Origin of the sequence: Edaphobacter aggregans DSM 19364, assembly GCF_000745965.1 — a bacterium.
In the GTDB taxonomy this organism is placed as follows: Bacteria; Acidobacteriota; Terriglobia; order Terriglobales; family Acidobacteriaceae; genus Edaphobacter; species Edaphobacter aggregans.
On sequence record NZ_JQKI01000047.1, the window covers coordinates 1 to 20,044 of the forward strand.

The 20,044-nt window shown below is 56.9% G+C and carries 18 protein-coding genes and 2 pseudogenes; 6 read left to right on the forward strand and 14 right to left on the reverse strand.

Annotated elements, in window-relative coordinates:
- Positions 1-61: 61 nt before the first annotated feature.
- Both Q363_RS17640 and Q363_RS17645 read right to left on the reverse strand, forming a co-directional pair.
- Positions 62-1,180, reverse strand: coding sequence for a Fic family protein (locus Q363_RS17640; RefSeq protein ID WP_035352705.1), 1,119 nt, complete (start codon positions 1,178-1,180; stop codon positions 62-64).
- 224 nt (positions 1,181-1,404) lie between these two features.
- Positions 1,405-2,064 carry a hypothetical protein gene (locus Q363_RS17645; RefSeq protein ID WP_157467091.1) on the reverse strand — a complete coding sequence of 220 codons (660 nt, stop codon included), beginning with the start codon at positions 2,062-2,064 and terminating at the stop codon, positions 1,405-1,407.
- A 261-nt stretch (positions 2,065-2,325) separates the two neighbouring features.
- Between Q363_RS17645 and Q363_RS42880 the strand changes: the two are divergent.
- Both Q363_RS42880 and Q363_RS17655 read left to right on the forward strand, forming a co-directional pair.
- A pseudogene (locus tag Q363_RS42880) lies at positions 2,326-2,686 on the forward strand (type II toxin-antitoxin system RelE/ParE family toxin).
- Positions 2,670-2,993, forward strand: a complete 324-nt coding sequence (locus Q363_RS17655; protein ID WP_035352711.1) for a helix-turn-helix domain-containing protein — start codon at positions 2,670-2,672, stop codon at positions 2,991-2,993. The pseudogene Q363_RS42880 and the gene Q363_RS17655 overlap by 17 nt, the downstream one beginning before the upstream one ends.
- A gap of 47 nt (positions 2,994-3,040) precedes the next feature.
- Here Q363_RS17655 and Q363_RS17660 read toward each other — a convergent pair whose 3' ends face one another.
- The 3 genes from Q363_RS17660 to Q363_RS44250 all read right to left on the reverse strand — a co-directional run bounded on the left by Q363_RS17660 (position 3,041) and on the right by Q363_RS44250 (position 4,713).
- On the reverse strand, positions 3,041-3,283 hold the full coding sequence (locus Q363_RS17660; RefSeq protein ID WP_035352713.1) for a helix-turn-helix domain-containing protein: 243 nt from the start codon (positions 3,281-3,283) through the stop codon (positions 3,041-3,043).
- Between the two features lie 34 nt (positions 3,284-3,317).
- Positions 3,318-4,052 (reverse strand): conjugative transfer relaxase/helicase family protein, encoded by a 735-nt coding sequence (locus Q363_RS44245; protein WP_051978930.1) that lies wholly within the window; start codon positions 4,050-4,052, stop codon positions 3,318-3,320.
- Between the two features lie 79 nt (positions 4,053-4,131).
- Positions 4,132-4,713, reverse strand: a complete 582-nt coding sequence (locus Q363_RS44250) for an AAA family ATPase (protein ID WP_051978931.1) — start codon at positions 4,711-4,713, stop codon at positions 4,132-4,134.
- 376 nt (positions 4,714-5,089) lie between these two features.
- Here Q363_RS44250 and Q363_RS17670 point away from each other — a divergent pair, with 376 nt between their 5' ends.
- On the forward strand, positions 5,090-5,398 hold the full coding sequence (locus Q363_RS17670; RefSeq protein ID WP_035352716.1) for a hypothetical protein: 309 nt from the start codon (positions 5,090-5,092) through the stop codon (positions 5,396-5,398).
- A 102-nt stretch (positions 5,399-5,500) separates the two neighbouring features.
- Positions 5,501-5,751, forward strand: a pseudogene (locus Q363_RS46410) (transposase); the annotation flags it as partial.
- Between the two features lie 154 nt (positions 5,752-5,905).
- Here Q363_RS46410 and Q363_RS17675 read toward each other — a convergent pair.
- From Q363_RS17675 to Q363_RS17685, 3 genes are read right to left on the reverse strand one after another with little or no spacing between them, the layout of a single operon-like run.
- Positions 5,906-6,574 (reverse strand): ATP-binding cassette domain-containing protein, encoded by a 669-nt coding sequence (locus tag Q363_RS17675; protein WP_035352718.1) that lies wholly within the window; start codon positions 6,572-6,574, stop codon positions 5,906-5,908.
- Entirely contained in the window at positions 6,571-7,266 is a 696-nt protein-coding gene (locus tag Q363_RS17680) for an ABC transporter permease (protein WP_035352720.1), read from the reverse strand. Before Q363_RS17680 ends, Q363_RS17675 begins: the two co-directional genes overlap by 4 nt.
- Positions 7,267-7,269: 3 nt before the next feature.
- Positions 7,270-8,085 (reverse strand): ABC transporter substrate-binding protein, encoded by an 816-nt coding sequence (locus Q363_RS17685; RefSeq protein ID WP_035352723.1) that lies wholly within the window; start codon positions 8,083-8,085, stop codon positions 7,270-7,272.
- Between the two features lie 537 nt (positions 8,086-8,622).
- On the opposite strand from Q363_RS17685, the gene Q363_RS17695 reads away from it, so the two are divergent.
- Positions 8,623-11,214 carry a TonB-dependent receptor gene (locus Q363_RS17695; protein WP_035352794.1) on the forward strand — a complete coding sequence of 864 codons (2,592 nt, stop codon included), beginning with the start codon at positions 8,623-8,625 and terminating at the stop codon, positions 11,212-11,214.
- A gap of 50 nt (positions 11,215-11,264) precedes the next feature.
- Positions 11,265-12,332, forward strand: coding sequence for a substrate-binding domain-containing protein (locus tag Q363_RS17700; protein ID WP_169747030.1), 1,068 nt, complete (start codon positions 11,265-11,267; stop codon positions 12,330-12,332).
- Positions 12,333-12,395: 63 nt separating this feature from the next.
- On the opposite strand, the gene Q363_RS17705 is transcribed toward Q363_RS17700, so the two are convergent.
- The 6 genes from Q363_RS17705 to Q363_RS17730 all read right to left on the reverse strand — a co-directional run bounded on the left by Q363_RS17705 (position 12,396) and on the right by Q363_RS17730 (position 19,949).
- Entirely contained in the window at positions 12,396-14,318 is a 1,923-nt protein-coding gene (locus Q363_RS17705) for a molybdopterin biosynthesis protein (RefSeq protein WP_035352731.1), read from the reverse strand.
- Between the two features lie 30 nt (positions 14,319-14,348).
- A complete protein-coding gene (locus Q363_RS17710) occupies positions 14,349-15,584 on the reverse strand; it encodes a molybdopterin molybdotransferase MoeA (RefSeq protein WP_035352797.1) in 1,236 nt (411 codons plus the stop codon).
- 149 nt (positions 15,585-15,733) lie between these two features.
- Positions 15,734-16,129 carry a response regulator gene (locus tag Q363_RS17715; protein WP_051978934.1) on the reverse strand — a complete coding sequence of 132 codons (396 nt, stop codon included), beginning with the start codon at positions 16,127-16,129 and terminating at the stop codon, positions 15,734-15,736.
- On the reverse strand, positions 16,126-17,343 hold the full coding sequence (locus Q363_RS17720) for a PAS domain-containing sensor histidine kinase (RefSeq protein WP_051978935.1): 1,218 nt from the start codon (positions 17,341-17,343) through the stop codon (positions 16,126-16,128). The genes Q363_RS17715 and Q363_RS17720 overlap by 4 nt, the downstream gene beginning before the upstream one ends.
- A 24-nt stretch (positions 17,344-17,367) precedes the next feature.
- Positions 17,368-18,771 carry a sigma-54-dependent transcriptional regulator gene (locus Q363_RS17725; RefSeq protein ID WP_035352734.1) on the reverse strand — a complete coding sequence of 468 codons (1,404 nt, stop codon included), beginning with the start codon at positions 18,769-18,771 and terminating at the stop codon, positions 17,368-17,370.
- Between the two features lie 326 nt (positions 18,772-19,097).
- Entirely contained in the window at positions 19,098-19,949 is an 852-nt protein-coding gene (locus tag Q363_RS17730) for an Mrp/NBP35 family ATP-binding protein (RefSeq protein ID WP_211256234.1), read from the reverse strand.
- Positions 19,950-20,044: the final 95 nt, after the last annotated feature.

Here is a 20,044-nt window from a genome sequence, read left to right on the forward strand (position 1 = left end):
CGGATAACTCACCGCGCTGCGGGTTACAGTTGCGCCAGTGAAAAGCTAGTGTATTCCCTTGCTAGTTTATACCCGTGGTCAGGTTCAACGCATAGCGTGCGTGCTTGCGCTCGCCTGTGCGGATGAGCGCCCCCTTCTCCACCAGATCAGCCAAATCGCGGGTCGTTGTCGCGGGGGAGGCTCCAGTAATTGTGCCGTAGTTGCCTGCACTCAAGCCGCCCTTGAATCCTTCTGGACCCTCACGGAACACACGAAGGAGCGCCTTCTGCTGTCTCTCATTGATCTGGCCGCGCAGCCGGTCGAGCAACTTTGCCTTGGCGATGATAAATTCCACCTGCGCGATGCTCCTGCGCTGCGCTTCCGATGCGATTTCAGCGAACCAAACCAGCCATTGCGTGATGTCATTCCGCCGGTTAGCTCTTTCAAGGGCCTCGTAATAGCTCTTTTGGTGCGCCAGGATTGTCGTCGCCAAAGAGACGAGCGCCGGTTGGCCGAAGCTCTGCGTCATCGCTTTCTCGGCGATAGCGCGTCCGATCCGCCCGTTTCCGTCCTCAAAAGGATGGATCGACTCGAAAAACAGATGGGCCGTACCTGCGCGCGTGATCGCCGGCAACGGTTCCTTGCTGCCCGGTGCGGTGCGATTGAACCATGAAACGAGCCGCTTCATCTCGGTCGGGACTTGTTTCGAGGGAGGAGCCTCGAAATGTACCGTCGGAGCGCCGATTGGACCGGATACGACCTGCATCGGCTCTTTGCTTGTGCGGTATCTTCCGATGTCGGCGAGGTCTCTCCTGCCAGAAGTCACCATCCGGTGCCAACGAAACAGCATTTCTTCGGAAAGAGGCTGTGAAAACGACCGATAGAGATCGACCATGATTTCGGCAATGCCCTGTTCTGCGGGCGTGACGCGTCGTTTATCGGGAGACGCCAGTCCGAGCTGACGCAGTATGGATGACTGCACACTGGCCCGATTGAGGACTTCGCCCTCAATGGCCGATGTGGTCACTGCCTCCCCGCTCATCATTTCCACGAGGAGTTGATTGCGTTCGTCTTCGCCCAGATGCTTGACTGTACCGATGGCAACGCCCGCGCCAAGGAGGAACCGCTCTTCCGTAGCGGATATCCGCAAGCGGTCCCACTTGAAATTGGGCCAATCCGGTTGTTGCCAATTCCATGTCATGAGCGATAGCCGGTATTTCTATCGCTCATTATACATTGATTTATGATCGATATAGGTTATTCCTATCGCTCACGCTCCATCGTTTGGCGATCCCTTTCGCTCTCAAATGCAGTTCGTAAGTTGTCACTTACGAAATGTCACTTCATATCCAGACAACAAGGCTCATCCAAGAGCTCGGCACTGAGACGGTGGGCTGAGGGTCCTATGAGCGATAGCTGGCCCCTCTATCGCTCATGCTGAGCGTCGTTTTTTGCCTTTTCTCGGCTCTCGCGTCGTGGCTTTACACTCCGATCCGGAATGTCACTCGCCTGTGGTTCTGGATTTGGAACAGACGGCGGCGCGCTTTGCGTCGGCATTGCCGCCACTCCGGGGGCCGAATCCCGGCAGCCCTGAATCTCAATGCCACCAAATAGCCCGATCAACATCGCAGCCCCCACTATCATCGGAATCCAGATGCGCAGCAGGTCACTCTTCCATTCATGTAGAAGCGCGTCTATTGTCTTTGCCCGACTCTCAAGGGAATACTCCAGTCGGTTGTTGGCATACTGCACTTGGGCGACAACGCCGCCATGCGAATCCGACAGATGGCGCAGAGCGGTCGAGAGTTCCTTCTGTGCGGTTGTCATCGCCATGCTGGTTGCTTGCAGACCTTTGACGGTGTCCGGCATGCCAGAGTTGAGGAAATGCTGGCGCAGGCTCTCACCTAGCAACCTTGCAATCTGCTCCGGATCAAGGCCGGCTTCGAGCTCACTGGGAAGTCCAGAAAGCCTCGATTCCAATTCGTGAACATAGTGGAGCGTCTTCTGCTGTGCTTCCTCTGAAAACTGCTGATGGAGTTCAAACATTTCCTGAAAACCTATGCCGACGCCTGCACCTTCAAACAAGCATTGTCGTGCCCCCTATGGCAGGCCGCAGCCGTACAGGACGAAGCAAAACCAAAATCAAACGCACGGGGCGCAGCGCGAAAGCTGGCAACGGCGGTTTAGCTGCGCCACGCGCCACAGCGTCGCGAAATTGAGTTGGCCCGGCTGTGATGAATGAGGAAACCGTGACCTCCGCTGCGCAACTGGGATTGACACCTCCAGGGCGCAAACGGTTGCACCTAGTGCTACAATATGATTTATGGCGAACCTGCTGAGAAAACCATGAGGACGTTCAAAACAGCATGGTTTGCTAAGGCAGCACGGAAAGCGCACATCACGGATGAGGAGCTTTGTTCCGCGATCTTGCAAGTTGCGCTTGGACAAGCGGACGACCTCGGTGGTGGCCTCTACAAGAAGCGCCTCCGGAAGAAATCAGTACCGTTCCATCATTCTTGCAAGGGCTGGGACGTTCTGGGTCTATGAGTATTTGTTCGCGAAACAGGATCGGGCGAACATTGACGACGATGAGCTGGTCGAGTTTCGCAAGCTGGCAAAAGCCTACGGTGGCCTCACGGCTCATCAGGTGAACCGACTTCTGCAAGATCAGGACTGGATGGAGATTTGCAATGGCAACCAAGCGTAGATTCAAGAGCGATGCCTTTGAGGCTATCCATTCTTCCGCTACCGCCTTGTACAAGGTAGGAGCGATTGACAAAACCACAATGCGGCGTTTCGATGAATCTTGCCTTACAGCGCCGCCAACGTTGAAGCCCGACCAAATCAAGAAGCTGCGGATGCGCCTTCGTGTCAGTCAACCGGTCTTCGCCCGTTACCTGAATACCAGCGAGTCAACGATTGAAAAGTGGGAAACTGGAGCGAAGCAGCCGAGCGGAATGGCGCTCAAGCTTCTGTCCGTGGTTGAGAAGCACGGGCTCGAAGCACTCGTATAGCAACGTCGCCTCGTCGACTGGTCGCCTGGGAGTCCGCATAGAGACTGTTACACGACAATACGGTCGGGGTGATCGCAGCGCGCGTACTTACGCAGGTCAGCCACCGGAATCAGAACTCTTCCACCAATCCTTCTGGTCGGCAATCGCCGGTTCGCTATCAGGTAATCCAAACCGCGCTGGCCGATGGAAAGAAGCTGGGCCGCCTCTTCGCGGCTTGCCAGCAGTTTCGCCTCGGGCGCAACGGTGACTCGTGCCGGTGGCTTCTTGTGCGCGCTGTTGCTTGCCTGCATCGTATGTGCTCCTTCAGTAGAGATTCCGTTCTGCTCACATCCCCAGCCCTAAACCAGTGCCCTGCTCCAGTCCGTGCGCTGCCGATGCAGCGATCTTCTGATGCATGGAAGCTATCGTCTGTTCCGGCTTGTAGGCGCTCTGGTGCGAAACATCATGGCTGAGGGCCTGTGACAGCTTTTCCCTGTCATTCGTGAAAATCTGTGCGTCCCACTGGCCGCGCGAAACTGAGACATAGGCCATACGGTGATTCACCAGATCCTTTGCGCCAAGCTCGGTGTCCACATGAATCAACACACGCTCGGCAGTCTGTCCCTGGCTGGAATAGCTGGTGACGGCATAACCGTGGTCTAGATGAGGAAAGTGCTGTGGAGCGAAATCCACGCTACGTCCGCTATCCAGCTTCAATCGCATCGTGCCATCCTGTGCGATGTTCTCCACTCTTCCCAACTCACGATTCGCGGTCTTCAACTCCTGATTCGGCGCGGTGAATTGGATACGGTCGCCGATGGAAAACGCCTTCTCCTGCTCGCGGTATACGGAGACACCCATCTGGCGGCGCGGATCGTATGTTGTCTGCTCTCCAGTTGCTCGCTGAACAGTCAGCGTTTTTTCCTGGGCATGGACGGCGATCACGCGACCGTATTCGCCTTTTCCAATGCCGGTCTCCTTCGATGCCCGTGAATAGCGCAGGATGTCGTCGATCTGATACTGCTGCGCCCAACTGCGGTCCGCCCCGGTCATCTCCTGACGCGGCACAAGCACCCGCATAGAATGTTCTTGCCTGTCCACTTTGCCGCGCGATTGCAGCTCCTTATGAATCTGCCTGTTGATCTCGATAGGCGAACGGTTATCCAGCGAAACAACCAGCGTACTTTCTGGCGACGAGGCATATTCGCGCGCAGTCGCTGCAATTGCGATTCCCGCGCTCCTTCACCTCATGCACACGGCCCTGTTGGTCAAGACTTTCGACTGCGGCTCCCACCTGCCCACGCGCTAATTGCTCGACGGCCTGTTTTAACTCCGGATCACGCTGGCGAAGAATCTCATTCAGCTTCACGGTGCGCATACCTGCCTCCTGAAGCTGCGCGAAGGGACGGCCTGCTTCGATGCCCTCGTGCTGACGGGTATCTCCGACCAGCAGAACGCGGTCGTTCCGATGAAGGCGCATCACAAACTCGTGCATCTGGCGTGAGGAGGCCAGTGATGATTCGTCTAGTACATAGAGTCTCTTCTCTCCTGTGTCCGGCTGCTCTCCTCTGGCAAGGTGACGCTGGAGGGTTGAAGCCCTCATACCAGCTTCGGATAGTCTCTGCGCAGCGCGGGATGTCGGCGCAAATCCTTCGACCATGTATCCCTGTGCCTCTGCGCCTTCACGGATCACAGGCAGTGTCGTAGTCTTACCCGCACCAGCAACGCCATCCAGACCCACTATCTTTTCCCGGCTCAGGAAAATCTCATCGACCGCACTAAGCTGTGCTTTGCTCAGTTGAAGAAGGCTCCGTGATGGTTCAGCTTTCCATAGCGGAAGAGCCGCGCCAGCATGGCCAGTGCGCTCGACGCCAGGGTCTGGTTGATGAACGGCTCTTGCCGTTATCTAAGCGATTCCCGTCGTATGCATGACTCCATTCCGCCTCTAGTAGTTTCGGGGGATGGGATGCAGGGGAAGGGGGGCTGTTTCCCCCTTCCCCTGCCCAGCAATGTATTAGACTTTGCTTTTTTCTCTGCAATTTCTTATTCAAAGGCGGGATCTTCTCACACTCTAGTGAGTGTCATGCAAAATCAGATCAACTTCGTCTGAGGTTCATATGCATCTGTTCTTTGATGAAGATGGGCGGCCTTTTCTGCTCGATTCAGAGATGCGATGGGAACTGGAGCTGAATGCCTTTCTGACAAGGATGAGCATCGTCAGTGGCACGACCAGATCCCCGAAAACATGGCGGAGCTACGCATATCAGTTGGCCGATTGGTTGAGCTTCTGTGAGAACGTCGGTCTTGGATGGCGCAATGTCACTGAGCTGAACATCGCAACCTATCGAAATATTCTCGCCTCGGAGGCAAGTTTCAAACAGGTCGTCCGCTCAAACGCAGCACAATCAATCACAAACTGTCAGTAATCTGTCAGTTCTACCAGTTCGCCCAGAAGCAAAACTGGATCAACGCACTTCCATTTGAATTGGGAACCGCTCGAATTCCTTACCGGAACTTCAGCGAGTTAGCCCCTGCAAGGCGACCTTCGCAAAGGCTCGAAATCGGTGGTGCCACTGGCCGATCGATCCATTGGGAACCTGCAACAGTGGTTGATCGGGACCTATCACGGCGTGAGTCGCGAGCAACTCCAGGTTTACCTGGATGAGTTTGTTTTCCGTCACAATCGCCGCCAGACACTATGGCCGCTTTTCAAACCCTGCTCGGTCTCGGAGCCGCACGTAGACCCGTGCCCTACATGCAGATTCGGGGCGGCTCTGACCGTCCTATATCGCTCGGAACAGCCAGAACCACAACCGATTGGGCTCTGCTGAAACAACCAGATAAGCAGAAAACACCTAGTTATGGGAACATGCAAGTGTTTTTGAAATGAATAAAAGCTTTCTACTAGTTTAGGGAAAAACGACAGCGGGCAATCAGCTGTGATCGCTTGCTTCGATGCGGCCCTCCTTCAGCCGAACCATGGAACTCGACAGTCCTTCTCCAGCGTGCTCATCGTGACTCGCCATTACGATTGTGGTTCCAGCCCGGGACTGCGAGGCAATGAGCTCTTCGATGATCTCAGCGCTTTTTTGATCGACGTGGGCCATCGGCTCATCGAGCAACAGAACCTGCGGCCGACACGCCAGCGCTCTGGCCAGCGCCACTCGCCGCGCTTCGCCCCCAGATAAGGCGCGGGCGTCTCTCTCCTCGAATCCCGCCAGCCCCACCAGCGCAAGAAAGTGCTTCACGGAACGGCGCACCTCTTTCTGGTCTACGCCTCTCATCCTGAGTCCTAACCCTACGTTCGCCATCACCGTACCGGAAAACAGGTAAGACTCCTGATGAAGCAGCGTCTCTTGCTTCCGCAAATGCCCCAGTTGTTTGGGGCTCCAGTTCAGCGGCAAACCGCAAAACGTGATGCGGCCGTGATCGGGCTTTGTCAAAGAGGCCATGACGCTAAGCAACGTGCTCTTGCCGGACCCGTTAGGTCCGATCAAAACGTGCAGGTATCCCTTTCGAATGGTGAGGCTGTCGATATCCAGGGCGAGGCGCGACCCGAATCGCACCTGAACCGCGGTGAGTTCGTAAATAGCGGAGGTCACGAGCGCCGCTTCTCCTGCAGAAAGGTCAAGAGCCCATTGACGGCCAGCGCCACTCCCATGAGAATGATGCCGAGCGCGAGGCCATACGCAAATTCACCCTTGTTGGTCTCCAGGGCGATAGCCGTGGTCATGGTTCGGGTATAGCCACGAATGTTTCCTCCGAGCATCATCGCCACACCTACTTCGGAGATCACTCGCCCGAACCCTGCAACGATCGCCGCTAATATGCCAAAACGGACTTCACGCATAAGTTGCACCCGGCTCTGTATCAAGCTCGCGCCTAAGGTGAGGGCGGTGGGTACAATTCGAGGATCAGCCCCTTTTACCGAACTCAAGCTGTAGTTAGCGACGATTGGAATTGCCAGCAGCGTCAGGCCTACTATCATGCCGGCAGGGGTGAAAAGCAAGTTCCAGCTTCCCAGAACTCCCCGCCGGCCGATGAGCCCGTAGACCAGCAGTCCCGCCGCTACGGTAGGCATTGCCATGAGGGTGTTGAGCAATACGAGTGACATCCGCTTCAACGGGAATTCACCGGCTCCGATGCATATGCCCGCCGGAATTCCCAATAGTGAAGCCAGCAAAGTGGAGATGGCGGCAACAACAAGCGAGGTCCAGACGGCGGAAACAACGTCCGGCGAACCAGAAAAGATCAGGACGATGGCTTTCCGGAGCGACTCAGCGATGAAGCCCATTCGCTATTTCCTGCCATAAACGAAGAAGACTGGCTCATTCCCTATTCGGTAGTCGGCTATCATCCGTTGACCCTCAGGACCGGTAATGAAATCGATGAACATCATCGTTAGGTCGAATTGGACCCACGGGAATTTCTTCGGGTTAACCGCGATAACAGAGTAAGGATTGAAGAGCTGCGCTTCGCCCTGGAATAAAATCTTGAGGTCAGTCTTGCCCTGCTTAAACGCCGCATACGTGGCACGATCAGTTAAGGCATAGCCACGTACCTCCGTGGCCATGATGATTGTTTCGCCCATGCCTTGCCCCACCGATCTGTACCACCTGCCCTGGGGATTCAGGCCCGCCTCTCGCCAGAGTTCCATCTCCTTTTCGTGCGTGCCCGATTCGTCGCCACGGGAGATGAATGGAGCCTGCGCGGCGGCGATTCGCTTGAATGCCTCGACGGCCGTCTTTGCGCCGCTGATGTGGGCGGGGTCGTTCGCTGGCCCAATGATGACAAAGTCGTTATACATGACGTCGCGGCGGTTGATGCCGAACCCGGCGGCTACGAACCGGTCTTCCAGAGCGCGTGCATGCACCAGAACCACGTCGACGTCGCCAGATTCTCCTAACTTAAGTGCCTTACCGGTACCCACGGCGATGACGTCGACCTGGCAACTACACTTCTTCTCGAAGGGCGGCAGCAACACATCGAGAATGCCTGCAGCTTGTGTTGAAGTCGTGGTCGATAGCTTCAGGCGCGGGGCCGCCGGGGCGAAACTTGCGGTGCACGCCAACAGCAAGACAAGGGTGTGAATTCTCATCGGTAAACCGGGCATAGTCCCGTTCCTTGCCGCCGAATGCACGCCCCGGCCAGAAGTTCGCGTTCAACATCAGACCGATCGCATAAATTCCAGGATTGAGTGATCGCTGAACACAGAAACGAGCCCTTCCTGCTTTCGAAACCGGACCCGTTACGGGCGATAATGACATTACAGGTTAAACACGCTTCGAACAATAAGACATTTCTATTTGTCGTTGACGAATACGCTCCGAAGGATATTTCCATTTGTCGTAAACTGGGCATAGTACCGTTCCTTGTTGCCCAATGCACGCCCCCGGGCCAGAAGTTCGCGTTCAACACGCTCCAAACAATTGACATAACAGTTGACACTCGGCGGTGAAGTAATTTGCAATTCTGTTTTACACGACCCACCACGCATTTCGAGTTCCTTGCTCGCACTCCAAACGAATTCGGTCTGGACCGCAAGCCTTTCCGCACCATCGCTTCGGTTCCTCTCGCGACTGTCAGGGTCCTGGTTCCAAAGATTTCCAACGAAGCACTTCTGACAATCCGTACGAAAACGAGGTCTGACATGGACCGGAACCTGAGTTCCGCTGCTGCCATAACCTTTCAAGCCCGCCATCGGCGCGGAACCTTCCTGTTTCTTGCTGTCGCACTGTGGTTGTCGCCCCTGTTTGGCGTCGCACAGGTCGTGCCGAAAACTGGTCAGATTACCGGAGACGTCAGGGATCCGGCTCGGGCGGCGGTAGTCGGCGCGAACGTCGTTCTCAAGGATTTGCAGGGGATAGTGAAAGCTACAACCGTTTCCGATGGCGACGGCGTGTACACATTCCCATCGATCCAGCCAGGTTCGTATGTTGTTGAGGTCGACGCTAAAGGTTTCAAGCACGCCGTGAGCCCCAAACTCGAAGTCGCGGCGAGCCAGCTCGTGCGTTTCGATTGCGATTTTGTTTTGGCCGAGGTCCTAGAGAATGTCACTGTCTTGGCCGACGTCGAAAACGCCTATCGCGTGGAAGCCGTGAGTGCGGGCGGACCGCTCGGAACGACCCCAATCGTCAACCTTCCGTACACGGTTAATGTGATTTCGCGTCAGTTGATCGACGATACGCAGTCGAGGAATTTCAAAGAAGCCGCCAAGTATCTGCCGCTGGTGTCGTTCCAGGAGATGCAGGGGCCGGAGGTGATACGCCCGGCAACCCGCGGGATGCAGGGGAGCAACATGCAGAACGACCGCAAGGACGGAATGGGATTCGCGGTCACCACGCCCTCCGCCATGGAGGAGTACGAGCAGATCGAGGTCGTCAGCGGCGTGGGCGCCCCGCTTTATGGTCCTGCCAACCCTTCGGGCACGTTCAATTTCATCACCAAAAGGCCTGCAGAAGTGCCCTTACACGAAGTCGAATTGGGCTATGAGAGCAATAGCGTCGGTACCGTTCACATGGACCTGGGCGACCGCGTCGGCAAGAAGAAGATCTTCGGCTACCGCATGAATCTGGTAGTGGCCGAGGGGGGCGGGTACGTCACAGCGAGTCAACTCCGGCGCCAGTTGGCTGCGGGGGCGGTCGATGTACGTCCGTGGGCGCACACCGTCTTCGAAGGTAATTACAGTTATTACAACCTGTTTCAATACGGTTACCCGGGCTGGTTCGCCTACGCGCCGACGACGACTCCGACTTCCGTGCCGGGCTCCAAAAGTATTCTGTTGGCGGAGCAGGCGCCCGATCCGACCATCAGGGGGTATGGTCAGTCCTTCTCAGGCGTAGACCTTACGTCCTATATCGGGGAGGTGCGAGTGAAGCACGACTTCAACTCGACTTGGCATCTTGTGGTCGGAGGTTTGGACCAGCTCTCGAATCGGGGCATCACCACGGCGGTCAACCAGCTCATCGACAACAACGGGAATTACAAAAGTTATGACGCCAATGCCTTCTCTTCGCTGGCCCCGCGCTTCCGCGTATACAGCGATTTGTTATACGTGACGGGCCGGTTCAAGACAGGCCCGCTCCTGCACGATGTGGTGATCGGGAGCACTGGTTACCGGTTCGCGACCTATTCACTGGTTACCAGCCCTCCTAAGACGGCGCTATGCACCTCCAACACCCCGCAAGGTGTGTGCCAGGCCAGCATCGCCCATCCTCTGGTTTTCGTGGCACCTCCGGGCGGCACCACCCCAGCGACGGCCGTTTATGAGTCCAGCGTCATCCACCAACAGGGATTCAGCCTTGCCGACACGATCACGCTTTCCAGACAGTGGTTAGTGCGGCTAGCCGCCAGCCAGGACTGGACCTGGACCGATAGTTATGCAGACAACGCGGCCACCAAGTTTGTCCGGACCTGGATTGGCGGCTACGTGAGCCAAGGCGTCAGCCCCTCCGCGAGCATCCTGTTTAAACCCAGGAGCAGCATGACCATTTACGGAACGTTTGCCCAAAGCATTCAGCCGCCGGATGTCGCTGCGGCAAACAGCGGCAGCACCATCGTCGTCAACGCCAACCAGGCGCTGCCTCCTTACCGGAGTAAGGAAGGAGAGATTGGCTACAAATTAAAGGTGCGCAGACTCGATTTTTCAACTGCTCTGTTCCGTATCGACCGGCCCTTTGCAAACTATGTCGTTGGTGTGGTTAGTCCGGTCTGTGGAACACAATCGGGAACAAGCAATTGCGTTCAACTCGAGATTACGGGCACCCAGCGCAACTACGGCGTGGAAGCGATGCTCTCAGGCAGGATCTTTCAAAGCCTTATGCTAACGGGCGGACTGACAGTCCTGAACCCGAAACTTACTGACACGGGTATTCCGGCCACCAACAACAAACATTTTGTAGGGATACCAGATTACAAGTCCAATATCTTGGCGGAATACAGGTTGCGGGCGTTGGCCGGCGTCTATCTGAATTTCGACTGGCAGCACGTGGGACGCCGCCCGATCGATGACATAAATAGCACTTACACGCCGCAATACAACGTATTTGATCTCGGTATGCGATACACGACCGAACTAGTGGGAAAGGTGACCACATTTCGGTTCACCGCGAATAATATCTCGAACGTGCACTACTGGTCGACGTTGGGGCCGGGAAGCATCACGGGACAAAGCACCGGCAGCTATCTGGGGCACCTCGGCGAACCGTTTGTGGTGAACGCCTCGGTGCGAATCGATTTCTAGCCGGAGTGGATGTGGGGTCGCTTGGAACGAATCATATGCGGGGAAAAATCATGCTGCACGTCTGGGAATACGGACTTCGATCGATTCTTCTGATGCTCTTTTTGGCGCCGACCGCCGTCGCTCAAACTACAGGATGCGTCCCAATGACCAACCAGCAGCTAATCATCTATCGGGCCGGTAGTCTGACGCGCGCGTTCACACCGCTTGTGGCCGCGTTTACATGTCAAACGGGAATCCAGGTCAAGGACATGGCGATGGGCAGTGTGGATGCGGCCCGGCAGATCACCGCAGGAGGCCAGCCGGCCGATCTTTACGCGCCGGCGGACTACATGGACATCGATCTGTTTCTGAAGCCTGCCGGATATGCCGATTTCAACATCGTGTTCGCCCAGGGCAAGATGGTTCTTGCATATTCCGCAAATAGTGTCGGTGAAAAGAAATTACCCCCGATCGTCGCACCGGCTAGTCAGCCGTTCCATCCCCCGGATTCCATTCCCAATGCGGCCCCGGAATGGTATTCGATCCTGGCCATGCCTGGAGTTGTCATCGGGGGAGGACACCCCTTTCTCGATCCGGGCGCATATCGGGCGGATATGATCTTCCAGTTGGCACAAGAGTATTACCATGTGCCCAACCTTTACAACAACCTGCTCAAGCACCTGATGATTCCCGGGCCGGGTAATACGGGCTCTGCTCTCGGCAAGCAATTCGATTTTCAGCTCACTTACGAACACAATGCCCAGGCGAGCGCGAGCAAAGATCCTGACATACGGTACGTCAACCTGCCTGATGAGATCAATCTGTCTGACGCTGCAAAGAACACCTGGTACGGGCAACACGCATCGATTGTTCTGCCGGGACTGGGAACCCCCGGGAGCGCACGGACGGTAGCAGTCTCGGCTAGCCGAGTGGCATGGGGAATCTGCATACTGAAGAAGGCTCCCCACCCCGAGGCCGCTGTTCGATTCCTCCAGCTTCTGTTGGGTCGCACTGGGACTGATCTGCTAAGAGAGAACGGCCCCGCACCGATTTCTCCGGCGCTTGTCAGCCGCGATGATTTCCGCCGCATTCCTGAATCGATCCGGCCTCTCGTTAAGGAGAGCAAAAGCGCAGAGTAGTCTCCCTTGTGGCGTGCGAAAGACGATCTTCCGCGCGCGTTAGGCTGAAAGCGCCAGGGCCATTCAGATCACGACCTTTCCCGTCTCTTCGACTTCGTAACCGCCCATGGCGCATATCTGTTGGCGGAACGCGGCGGACTGGAGCAGGTCCAGCAGCACCCGCACGTTCTCGCCTTCCATTAGTTCTGTGGGGATCACGAAATCGTAACGCTCGCGTGTGACCGGGATGAAATCCAGATCGAGCGCACGGGCAGAGGCCAGGATACCCAGGCCGGTGTCCGCGCCGCCCGATGCCACCGCCATCGCGATGTTCATGTGTGTGTACTCTTCGGAGCGGTAGCCGTTGATCGCGTCTGGAGCGATCTGCGCTTGGGACAACTCGTAATCGAGCAATACACGCGTTCCGGAACCGGATTGCCGATTCACGAACGTGACATCTGGACGAGCGAGATCACGAATCGAATGGATTTGTTTGGGATTTCCCTTCGGAACCATCAATCCTTGCCAGCGGTGTACGACAGTGATTACGGTGACTGGCGTATTCGTCACGAAACGTGCGATGTACGGTGTGTTGTACTCGCCGGTTTCGGGATCGAGTAGATGGCAGCCGGCGAAGTGGGTGATGCGCTTGTCCACCGCGAGCAACCCGCCCATGCTGCCGACGTTTGTCGAAGAGATCGTCACTCGGCCTCCGGATTTTTCCTGGATGAGGCTGCGGAGAAGGTCCACTGTGAGGTCGTGGGAGCCGATGGCGATGAGCCGCTGATCGATGGATTCGGGCCGCACGAGCAGGTCGATGCGACGCACCTCACCTTCGGAACAACCGCTCAGTTCCGGCGGGATGCGCAGAATGCCGCCCGAGCGCACGACGGACATCAAGGCTCCGGCCCCGCCTCCGACCGGGACGGCAACGACCCGTTCACCCACCTTTCCGAGAATCACGCGGACATGCTCCTCCTGTCCGGGTTTGGAAGGAATCTTCCGGCCGAGCACTGCTGGGATGCTTTCCGGCCCGGGATCCTGCACTCCCTGAAGTTGATATAACAGCGGCCGCACGAATTCGCGGAAGGCGATCATGGCGGATACTGGAAATCCCGGGACTCCAACTAAGGGGGTTCCGCGAACGTCCGCCAATAGCGTAGGTTTGCCCGGCATCAGCATAACGCCGTGGACCAACAGTTCACCCGCCTCGGAGAGCACCGTCGGGGTATGATCACGTGAGCCCGCGGACGATCCGGCGATGATCAGCAGCAGATCGTATCCCGCGCCGACTTCCGACTGCACGGCTTCCCGTATGCGGTCCGCGTTGTCCGGGACAATCTCGTGGATGATCGCATCGCCTCCGCATTCGGCGGCCATTGATGCGAGCATCTGTCCATTTACCTCGAGGATTGCGCCCGGTGGCATTGGGTTGGGCGCATCTTCCGGCCGGATAATCTCGTTTCCGGTCGGGATGATGAGGACGCGCGGGCGGCGCACGGCCTCGATATCCAGGATCCCCGCGGCAAGCACCGCGCTCTGATCGAATGGCCGCAAGACGTGAAGCGCGGGAATGAGGATTTCACCGCGAACGATGTCTTCTCCGGCCTTCCTCACGTTCTGCCATGGGTACACCGGCTCGCGGATTTCGAAATACCTGCCGGCTTCGGCGATCATCTCGACCATCACGACGGCGTCCGTACCGGCCGGCAGCGGATCCCCTGTGTTCACTGCGATGGCTCCAGTGCCTGCCTCGAGCATAATTGCGCTCTCGGGAAGCGCGCCGAACGTGTCCGCCGCCTTGACGGCGACCCCGTCCACTGCCGCGCCATGATAAGCAGGAACGGAGCGTGCTGCGATGACGGCCTTTGCCGCACGCCGCCCCAGGGCTTGTCGCACCGGTATTACTTCCGTAGGCAGCGGCCGATCAGCGAATCGTGAAAGAAAGATCTGCCGCGCTTCTGCTACCGGTTTCAAACTGCGATAAGTGCGTTGTTCCCGTTTCATCCGCTCCTTCTAAATGAAGACCACTTCGACCTACATGAGAACCACTTCAACGGCTTCACCGGCGCTGAGGCCTTCCGCTTGCGACGGAATAACCAACAAACCATCCGCGCGCACCATGGTCGACAACATGGACGACTTGCCGAATACGGGATGGACGTCGCATCGGCCCTCGGAGTCGGGCACGAGTCTCACCCGCACGTACTCCTCGAGCCCTATCGTGGAGTGCATGGAAGTTGCCAATCGGCCAGTCACCCGAGTGCCCAGCGGCCCTTTTTTCAGCGGCCCGCCTTGCAGATACTCGAGTAGCGGCGCGAGGAATACGTGGGCGACGATCAACGCCGACACAGGATGCCCCGGCAGATCGACGATAGCCTTGTTGTCGCGCCGGGCAAACAACGCAGGTTTCCCTGGCCGGATCGCGATCCCATGGGCCAGAATTTCGATACGTGGGAGCGCCGAGAGGACGTCCACAACCAAGTCACGCATGCCGACGGAGCTGCCGCCCGAGAGGACCACGACGTCGTGATGTTCCAGCGCGCACTCGATTGTGCGGCGCAGCGCCGACTCATTGTCCGGCACGATGGGGAGGAGGGTTCCCTCGGCTCCGCACGCTCGCACGAGGGCGGCGATGGAGTGGCCGTTAGCATCGCGAATCTGGCCGGGACCGGGTTTGCACTCTACTGGGACGATCTCATCACCGGTTGAAATTACGGCGACCCGGAGATGTCGAAACACCGATACTTCCCTGATCCCCAACGCTGCGAGGAATCCGACCTCCTGCGCACGGACGCGCCTGCCGGATAGCAGAACCGGCGTGCCTTTCCGTGCATCTTCGCCCTGGTCAAGCACGTTTGCCCTAAGCGTCACCGGCTTCGCTACTTCGATGTGTGATGAATCAACGCGGTCTGTGTACTCCACCATGACCACGGCGTCCACCCCGGCGGGCAGAAATCCGCCGGTTGGAATCTGAACCGCCGAGCCCGGCTCGACCGCGATCTCTGGTTGCTTGCCCATTTCGACGGCGCCGCTGACGCGCAGGAGCGCCGGCAGAGAATCGGATGCTCCGAAGGTGTCGTTCGCCTTGACCGCGTATCCGTCCACTGTGGAACGGGGGCGTTCCGGCAGATCCTCAGGAGAGAGAACGTCTTCCGCCAGGTATCGTCCGATGGCGTTGTCAATTGAGATCCGCTCCGCTGACACTCGTGGAAAGGTGCCAAGCCGGCGCCGCAGCTCGTCGCTGGTTACGACCTCCAAAAACTCGGTCATCGCCATGCTCCTGGACGACGCCGGAGCATGGCACGATTCGGCTGTATCATGCCGATGGTAAGTGCAATTTCGTAGCCATAACTGATGGGATATTTGCGGACGATAAGCGCACTGCACTGCCCCAGAATGGTCAATTGAAATTTCATCGATTACTCGTGAGGCCGGTTATCGTTGCCAACGTAAGGGCGCGAAGCCAGCGCTGCTACATGCGCCTCGACCTCGGTCAAATCGATCGGCTTGGCAATATATGAATCAAAGCCGGCCGCAATCGCTCGTTCGCGGTCGCCGATCATGGCGCTGGCGGTCACGGCAACGACTGGCAGGTTCCGGAAACGGCTGTCGTTCCGCAACTCCCGAATGACTCCGAACCCGTCTTGCAGGGGCATCTGCAAATCCAGGAACACCAGCTCGGGTAGGCCCCCGTGAATCAGGTCCAGTGCATCGCGGCCGTTAACTGCTTCCAGAATGACGTGGCCCGATTGTTCCAGCACCTCTCTCATCAGTTCACGGCTGAAGGCGTTGTCGTCAGCCACAAGAATGGTCATCGAACCGGGTCCCTGCTACCAGGCATCGTCAAATGGAATTGACTTCCCTTACCGGGCTCACTCTCCACCCAAATCTTGCCTCCATGCTGTTCAACAAGGAGCCTGGTTATCGAGAGGCCGAGTCCGGTCCCTTCGCATACGTGCTGTGTGGGGGTCAGATACCGGTGGAAGACCTCAAAAATCTTCTCGTTTTCTTCGGGCGGTATACCGATTCCTGTATCGATCACGGAGATATGAATAACGGATCCATTCGCTCTTGAAACCAGACGAACACTGCCCTTCGCTGGAGTGAATTTGATCGCGTTGCTCAGCAGGTTATAGAGCACTTGCCTCACGCGAAGGCGATCCGCATGGAGCGTCAGGTCGACGCTAAGATCGGTCGTGAGGTCAATCTCCTTTGCAGCGGCTAACGGCCTAAGCGTCGAAAGCACCTCGTCGACCGCAACACTCAAGGAAAAGCTTTCAAATTTCAGGTCCAGACACCCCGCTTCAATCTTTGAAATATCGAGAATGTCATCAACCAAGGAAAGGAGGTGCCTAGAACTCTCCTTCACGTTCCCCACAAAGCGCTCCTGCTTCTGCGTAAGTGGACCGGCGGTCTGCCTCGCCAGAAGGTCGGCGAACCCCACAATGGCGTTCAGAGGCGTTCGCAGTTCGTGGCTCATCGTTGTGAGAAAGTTGCTCTTCAGCCGATCGGCCTTCTCGACCTGCCGGTTGCGAACCTCCAGTTCTGAATTGATCACCGCCAGGTCACGCGTGCGCTGTTCAAGGCTGAGATTCAGATTTCTTATCTCTTCTTCCGCCAATCTGCGATCGGTCACATCACGAATGGCACACACGACAGACCCGCCGGTCTCGCCTTCAAAGGGGCTGATGTTGATGTCCACTGCGAATTCTGTTCCATCCGCGCGGACCGCACGTAAGTCCAGTCCGGACCCCATCGGGCGAATCACGGAGTGGGCGCGGTACTGTTCGCGGTGTGCAGGGTGACGTCCTCGAAAGCGTTCCGGCATCAGCATCTCCACTGATTTGCCTAGGAGTTCTTCTCGCCGGTAGCCGAACATCTTCTCTACCTGGGAATTCAGGAGGACGATCCGGCCTGAGTCATCCACCTCAACGATTCCGTCCGGGGCAGCCTCCAGCAGTCTCCAGTAGCGGTTGTTCGCAACGGGCCTACTCCCCAGCGAGCTCGATTTGGCAATGTCTTCCTTCATGACTCCATCGCGGTTACATGCTGCTCATCTCACCATTCGAGTGCCCGCGTACCGGCTGATGGCGCAACGTCTAAGCAGGTTGTATTTGTGCACACGGTAGGCGAGTGTCTTCCGGCTCATGCCAAGGAGAGGCGCAGCCATCGACTGGTTCCAGTCGGATAGTTCCAAGGCTCGAAGGAGCACCTCTTTCTCGAGGCCGCCGAAGCAGATTCCGTTCGGTGGGAGATCGAGCCTGATGGCCTGTACAGGGTTGGGGTCAGGCTGCAGAAATTGAGGTAGATCGGTAATGCCAACTTCACTGCCACACGTGAGAATGACGATACGTTCGACAATATTCTCCAATTCGCGAATATTGCCAGGCCATTGGTACGCCAAAAAGCGCTCGAGAACTCCATGGCCTAAACTCAAATCAGGGCATCCATGTTTGGAGCAACTGTGCTCGAAGAAGAATCGCATGAGTTCCGGAATGTCTTCACGGCGGTCGCGCAGACCGGGCAACCTGAGAGGGATTACGTTGAGGCGGTAATAAAGATCTTCGCGGAACTTACCCTCATGCACCATCGCTGCAAGGTCGCGGTGGGTTGCGGCTAAGACCCTGACGTTGACCTTTATGCTGCGCACGGCCCCCACCTTGTGAATCTCGCCATTCTGGATGAACCGCAGCAGTTTGACCTGCAACTCCGGCGACATTTCGCCGATCTCATCCAGAAATAATGTCCCTCCATCTGCAGCTTCGACCTGCCCTTTGCGGTCCGTGCACGCCCCGGTAAAGGCCCCCTTCACGTGTCCGAAGAGTTCAGATTCCAGCAAGTCCTTTGGGATGGCGCCACAGTTGATCGTGACAAATGGCTTTATGCTCCTTGCACTGAGGGCGTGAATTCCGCGAGCAAGCAGTTCCTTTCCCGTTCCAGTCTCGCCCTGGATGAGAACCGTGGAGTTTGTTCGCGCTGCTCTGGTCGCTTGCTCCAAAACGCCCATCAATGCTTTCGAATTCCCAAGGATGCTTTCGAACCCACGTCTTTGTCCCACTGTATTGCTGCAGTGTCTCCGCTCGATTCGAGTGCGATGGTATTCAAGTGCCTGCTGGATGACCAATCGGAGTTCGTCGATTTCAATGGGCCGTGTCAGATAATCATGCGCTCCCAACTTCATCGCCTCGACGGCGCTTGCGACGGTGGCGAATGCGCTTACAAGAATTACAACAATGTTCGGGTGCTGATTGTGCAGTCGCTTGAGCAGTTCAACACCGGAAATGCCTGGCATCCGTACATCGGTGATGACGAGGTCGGTCTCCTGACGCCGGAGGTGTTCGAGAGCATCCGAAGCGGTTTGTGCTTCGCTGATTTCGTAAACAGAGTCGTCCAGGGCCTCACGAATGAACTCCCGATTGGGAGCGTGGTCGTCAACGACAAGAATTGCACTGGACATCCTTTTGGATTGGCCTCACCAAGATAAGTGCACGAGTGTTGCCATTCAGTATGCGGTGGCCGTTTCGCCTGTGACGAGATGATTCGCAACACGATCCTATTGGGGGTGTCCTCGTAATGGCGCCGTTGAGGTGACAGCAAATGACCACAATGACGGGAGGTTGTCACGATGTCGACTCGCTAACACCAATCTGACTGCAAAAACTTGGTCTCATTTCAAGAAACTCGACACGACAAAACCATAGACCTTCTTCGCGGCCCACCAATAAGTTGTCGTGCAGTGTGCCCTCTGTGCATTTTCGAAAGTGGCTAATGACTGCGACAACGCTACTCAATCGAAATCACGGTCTCGCTTGTCGCCTTCAGGTCTCCCACGCGCTCTATCACTTTGCGTGTGAACGCATACAGCGACTTGGCATGGTCCGAGTCCTCGCCTGCGAGTACCACCGGATTGCCCGTGTCCCCGCCCTTGCGGATCTCCGGATCGAGCTCAATCGATCCCAGGAACGGCACGCCGAATTGTGCTGCCGTCCTCTGCCCGCCGCCTTTTGAAAAGATGTCGATCTCATGATGGCAATGCGGACACTGAAATGAGCCCATGTTCTCTATGATCCCGATGATGTCCACCTTCACTTGACGGAACATCTCGATCGCCTTGCGGCCATCCTGCAGCGACACGTCACTTGGAGTCGTAACCACAACTGCGCCCGTCAGCGGCACTGTTTGAACCAGAGAGATCGCCACATCACCGGTGCCCGGGGGCAGGTCCACAATCAGGTAGTCAAGCTTTCCCCATTGGACCCGTTGTATAAACTCGGCGATGATCTGGTGCAACATCGGCCCGCGCCAGACCAGCGGGCTATCCCCCGGGTTCAGGAATCCTGCGGAGATCAGCTTGACCCCATACCGCTCCGGAGGCTCGATCATGTTGTCAACCATGATTTTTGGCGTCGCACTGGCCCCAAGCATCAGCGGTACATTCGGACCGTACACATCCGCATCCAGCAGCCCGACCTTATGGCCGAGTCTCGCCAGGCTAAGCGCGAGGTTCACTGATAGTGTGGTCTTCCCCACACCGCCTTTTCCGCTGCCCACAGCGACAACCGCATCAACACCCGGAATGGGTTGCGGCGATTGCGGCGACTGCCCATGCATGTGTCCCACAAAACTCTCCTTCATTCGCGCCAAATTTCCACGCATTAGCGATTGCAAGCAGACAAGCTAGCCAAACTTAGCGACGAATGCTCGAACCTTGCCGTTGTCCAAAACTGCTC

Excerpts from the sequence above, each read along its gene's own strand:
- Q363_RS17710 (WP_035352797.1), bottom strand. The coding sequence starts at position 15,584 with ATGACCGAGTTTTTGGAGGTCGTAACCAGCGACGAGCTGCGGCGCCGG.
- Q363_RS17730 (WP_211256234.1), bottom strand. The coding sequence starts at position 19,949 with ATGAAGGAGAGTTTTGTGGGACACATGCATGGGCAGTCGCCGCAATCG.
- Q363_RS17680 (WP_035352720.1), bottom strand. The coding sequence starts at position 7,266 with ATGGGCTTCATCGCTGAGTCGCTCCGGAAAGCCATCGTCCTGATCTTT.
- Q363_RS17695 (WP_035352794.1), top strand. The coding sequence starts at position 8,623 with ATGGACCGGAACCTGAGTTCCGCTGCTGCCATAACCTTTCAAGCCCGC.
- Q363_RS17725 (WP_035352734.1), bottom strand. The coding sequence starts at position 18,771 with ATGTCCAGTGCAATTCTTGTCGTTGACGACCACGCTCCCAATCGGGAG.
- Q363_RS17705 (WP_035352731.1), bottom strand. The coding sequence starts at position 14,318 with ATGAAACGGGAACAACGCACTTATCGCAGTTTGAAACCGGTAGCAGAA.
- Q363_RS17640 (WP_035352705.1), bottom strand. The coding sequence starts at position 1,180 with ATGACATGGAATTGGCAACAACCGGATTGGCCCAATTTCAAGTGGGAC.
- Q363_RS17700 (WP_169747030.1), top strand. The coding sequence starts at position 11,265 with ATGCTGCACGTCTGGGAATACGGACTTCGATCGATTCTTCTGATGCTC.
- Q363_RS17715 (WP_051978934.1), bottom strand. The coding sequence starts at position 16,129 with ATGACCATTCTTGTGGCTGACGACAACGCCTTCAGCCGTGAACTGATG.
- Q363_RS44245 (WP_051978930.1), bottom strand. The coding sequence starts at position 4,052 with ATGCGGGTGCTTGTGCCGCGTCAGGAGATGACCGGGGCGGACCGCAGT.
- Q363_RS17655 (WP_035352711.1), top strand. The coding sequence starts at position 2,670 with ATGGCAACCAAGCGTAGATTCAAGAGCGATGCCTTTGAGGCTATCCAT.
- Q363_RS17720 (WP_051978935.1), bottom strand. The coding sequence starts at position 17,343 with ATGAAGGAAGACATTGCCAAATCGAGCTCGCTGGGGAGTAGGCCCGTT.
- Q363_RS17685 (WP_035352723.1), bottom strand. The coding sequence starts at position 8,085 with ATGCCCGGTTTACCGATGAGAATTCACACCCTTGTCTTGCTGTTGGCG.
- Q363_RS17670 (WP_035352716.1), top strand. The coding sequence starts at position 5,090 with ATGCATCTGTTCTTTGATGAAGATGGGCGGCCTTTTCTGCTCGATTCA.
- Q363_RS17660 (WP_035352713.1), bottom strand. The coding sequence starts at position 3,283 with ATGCAGGCAAGCAACAGCGCGCACAAGAAGCCACCGGCACGAGTCACC.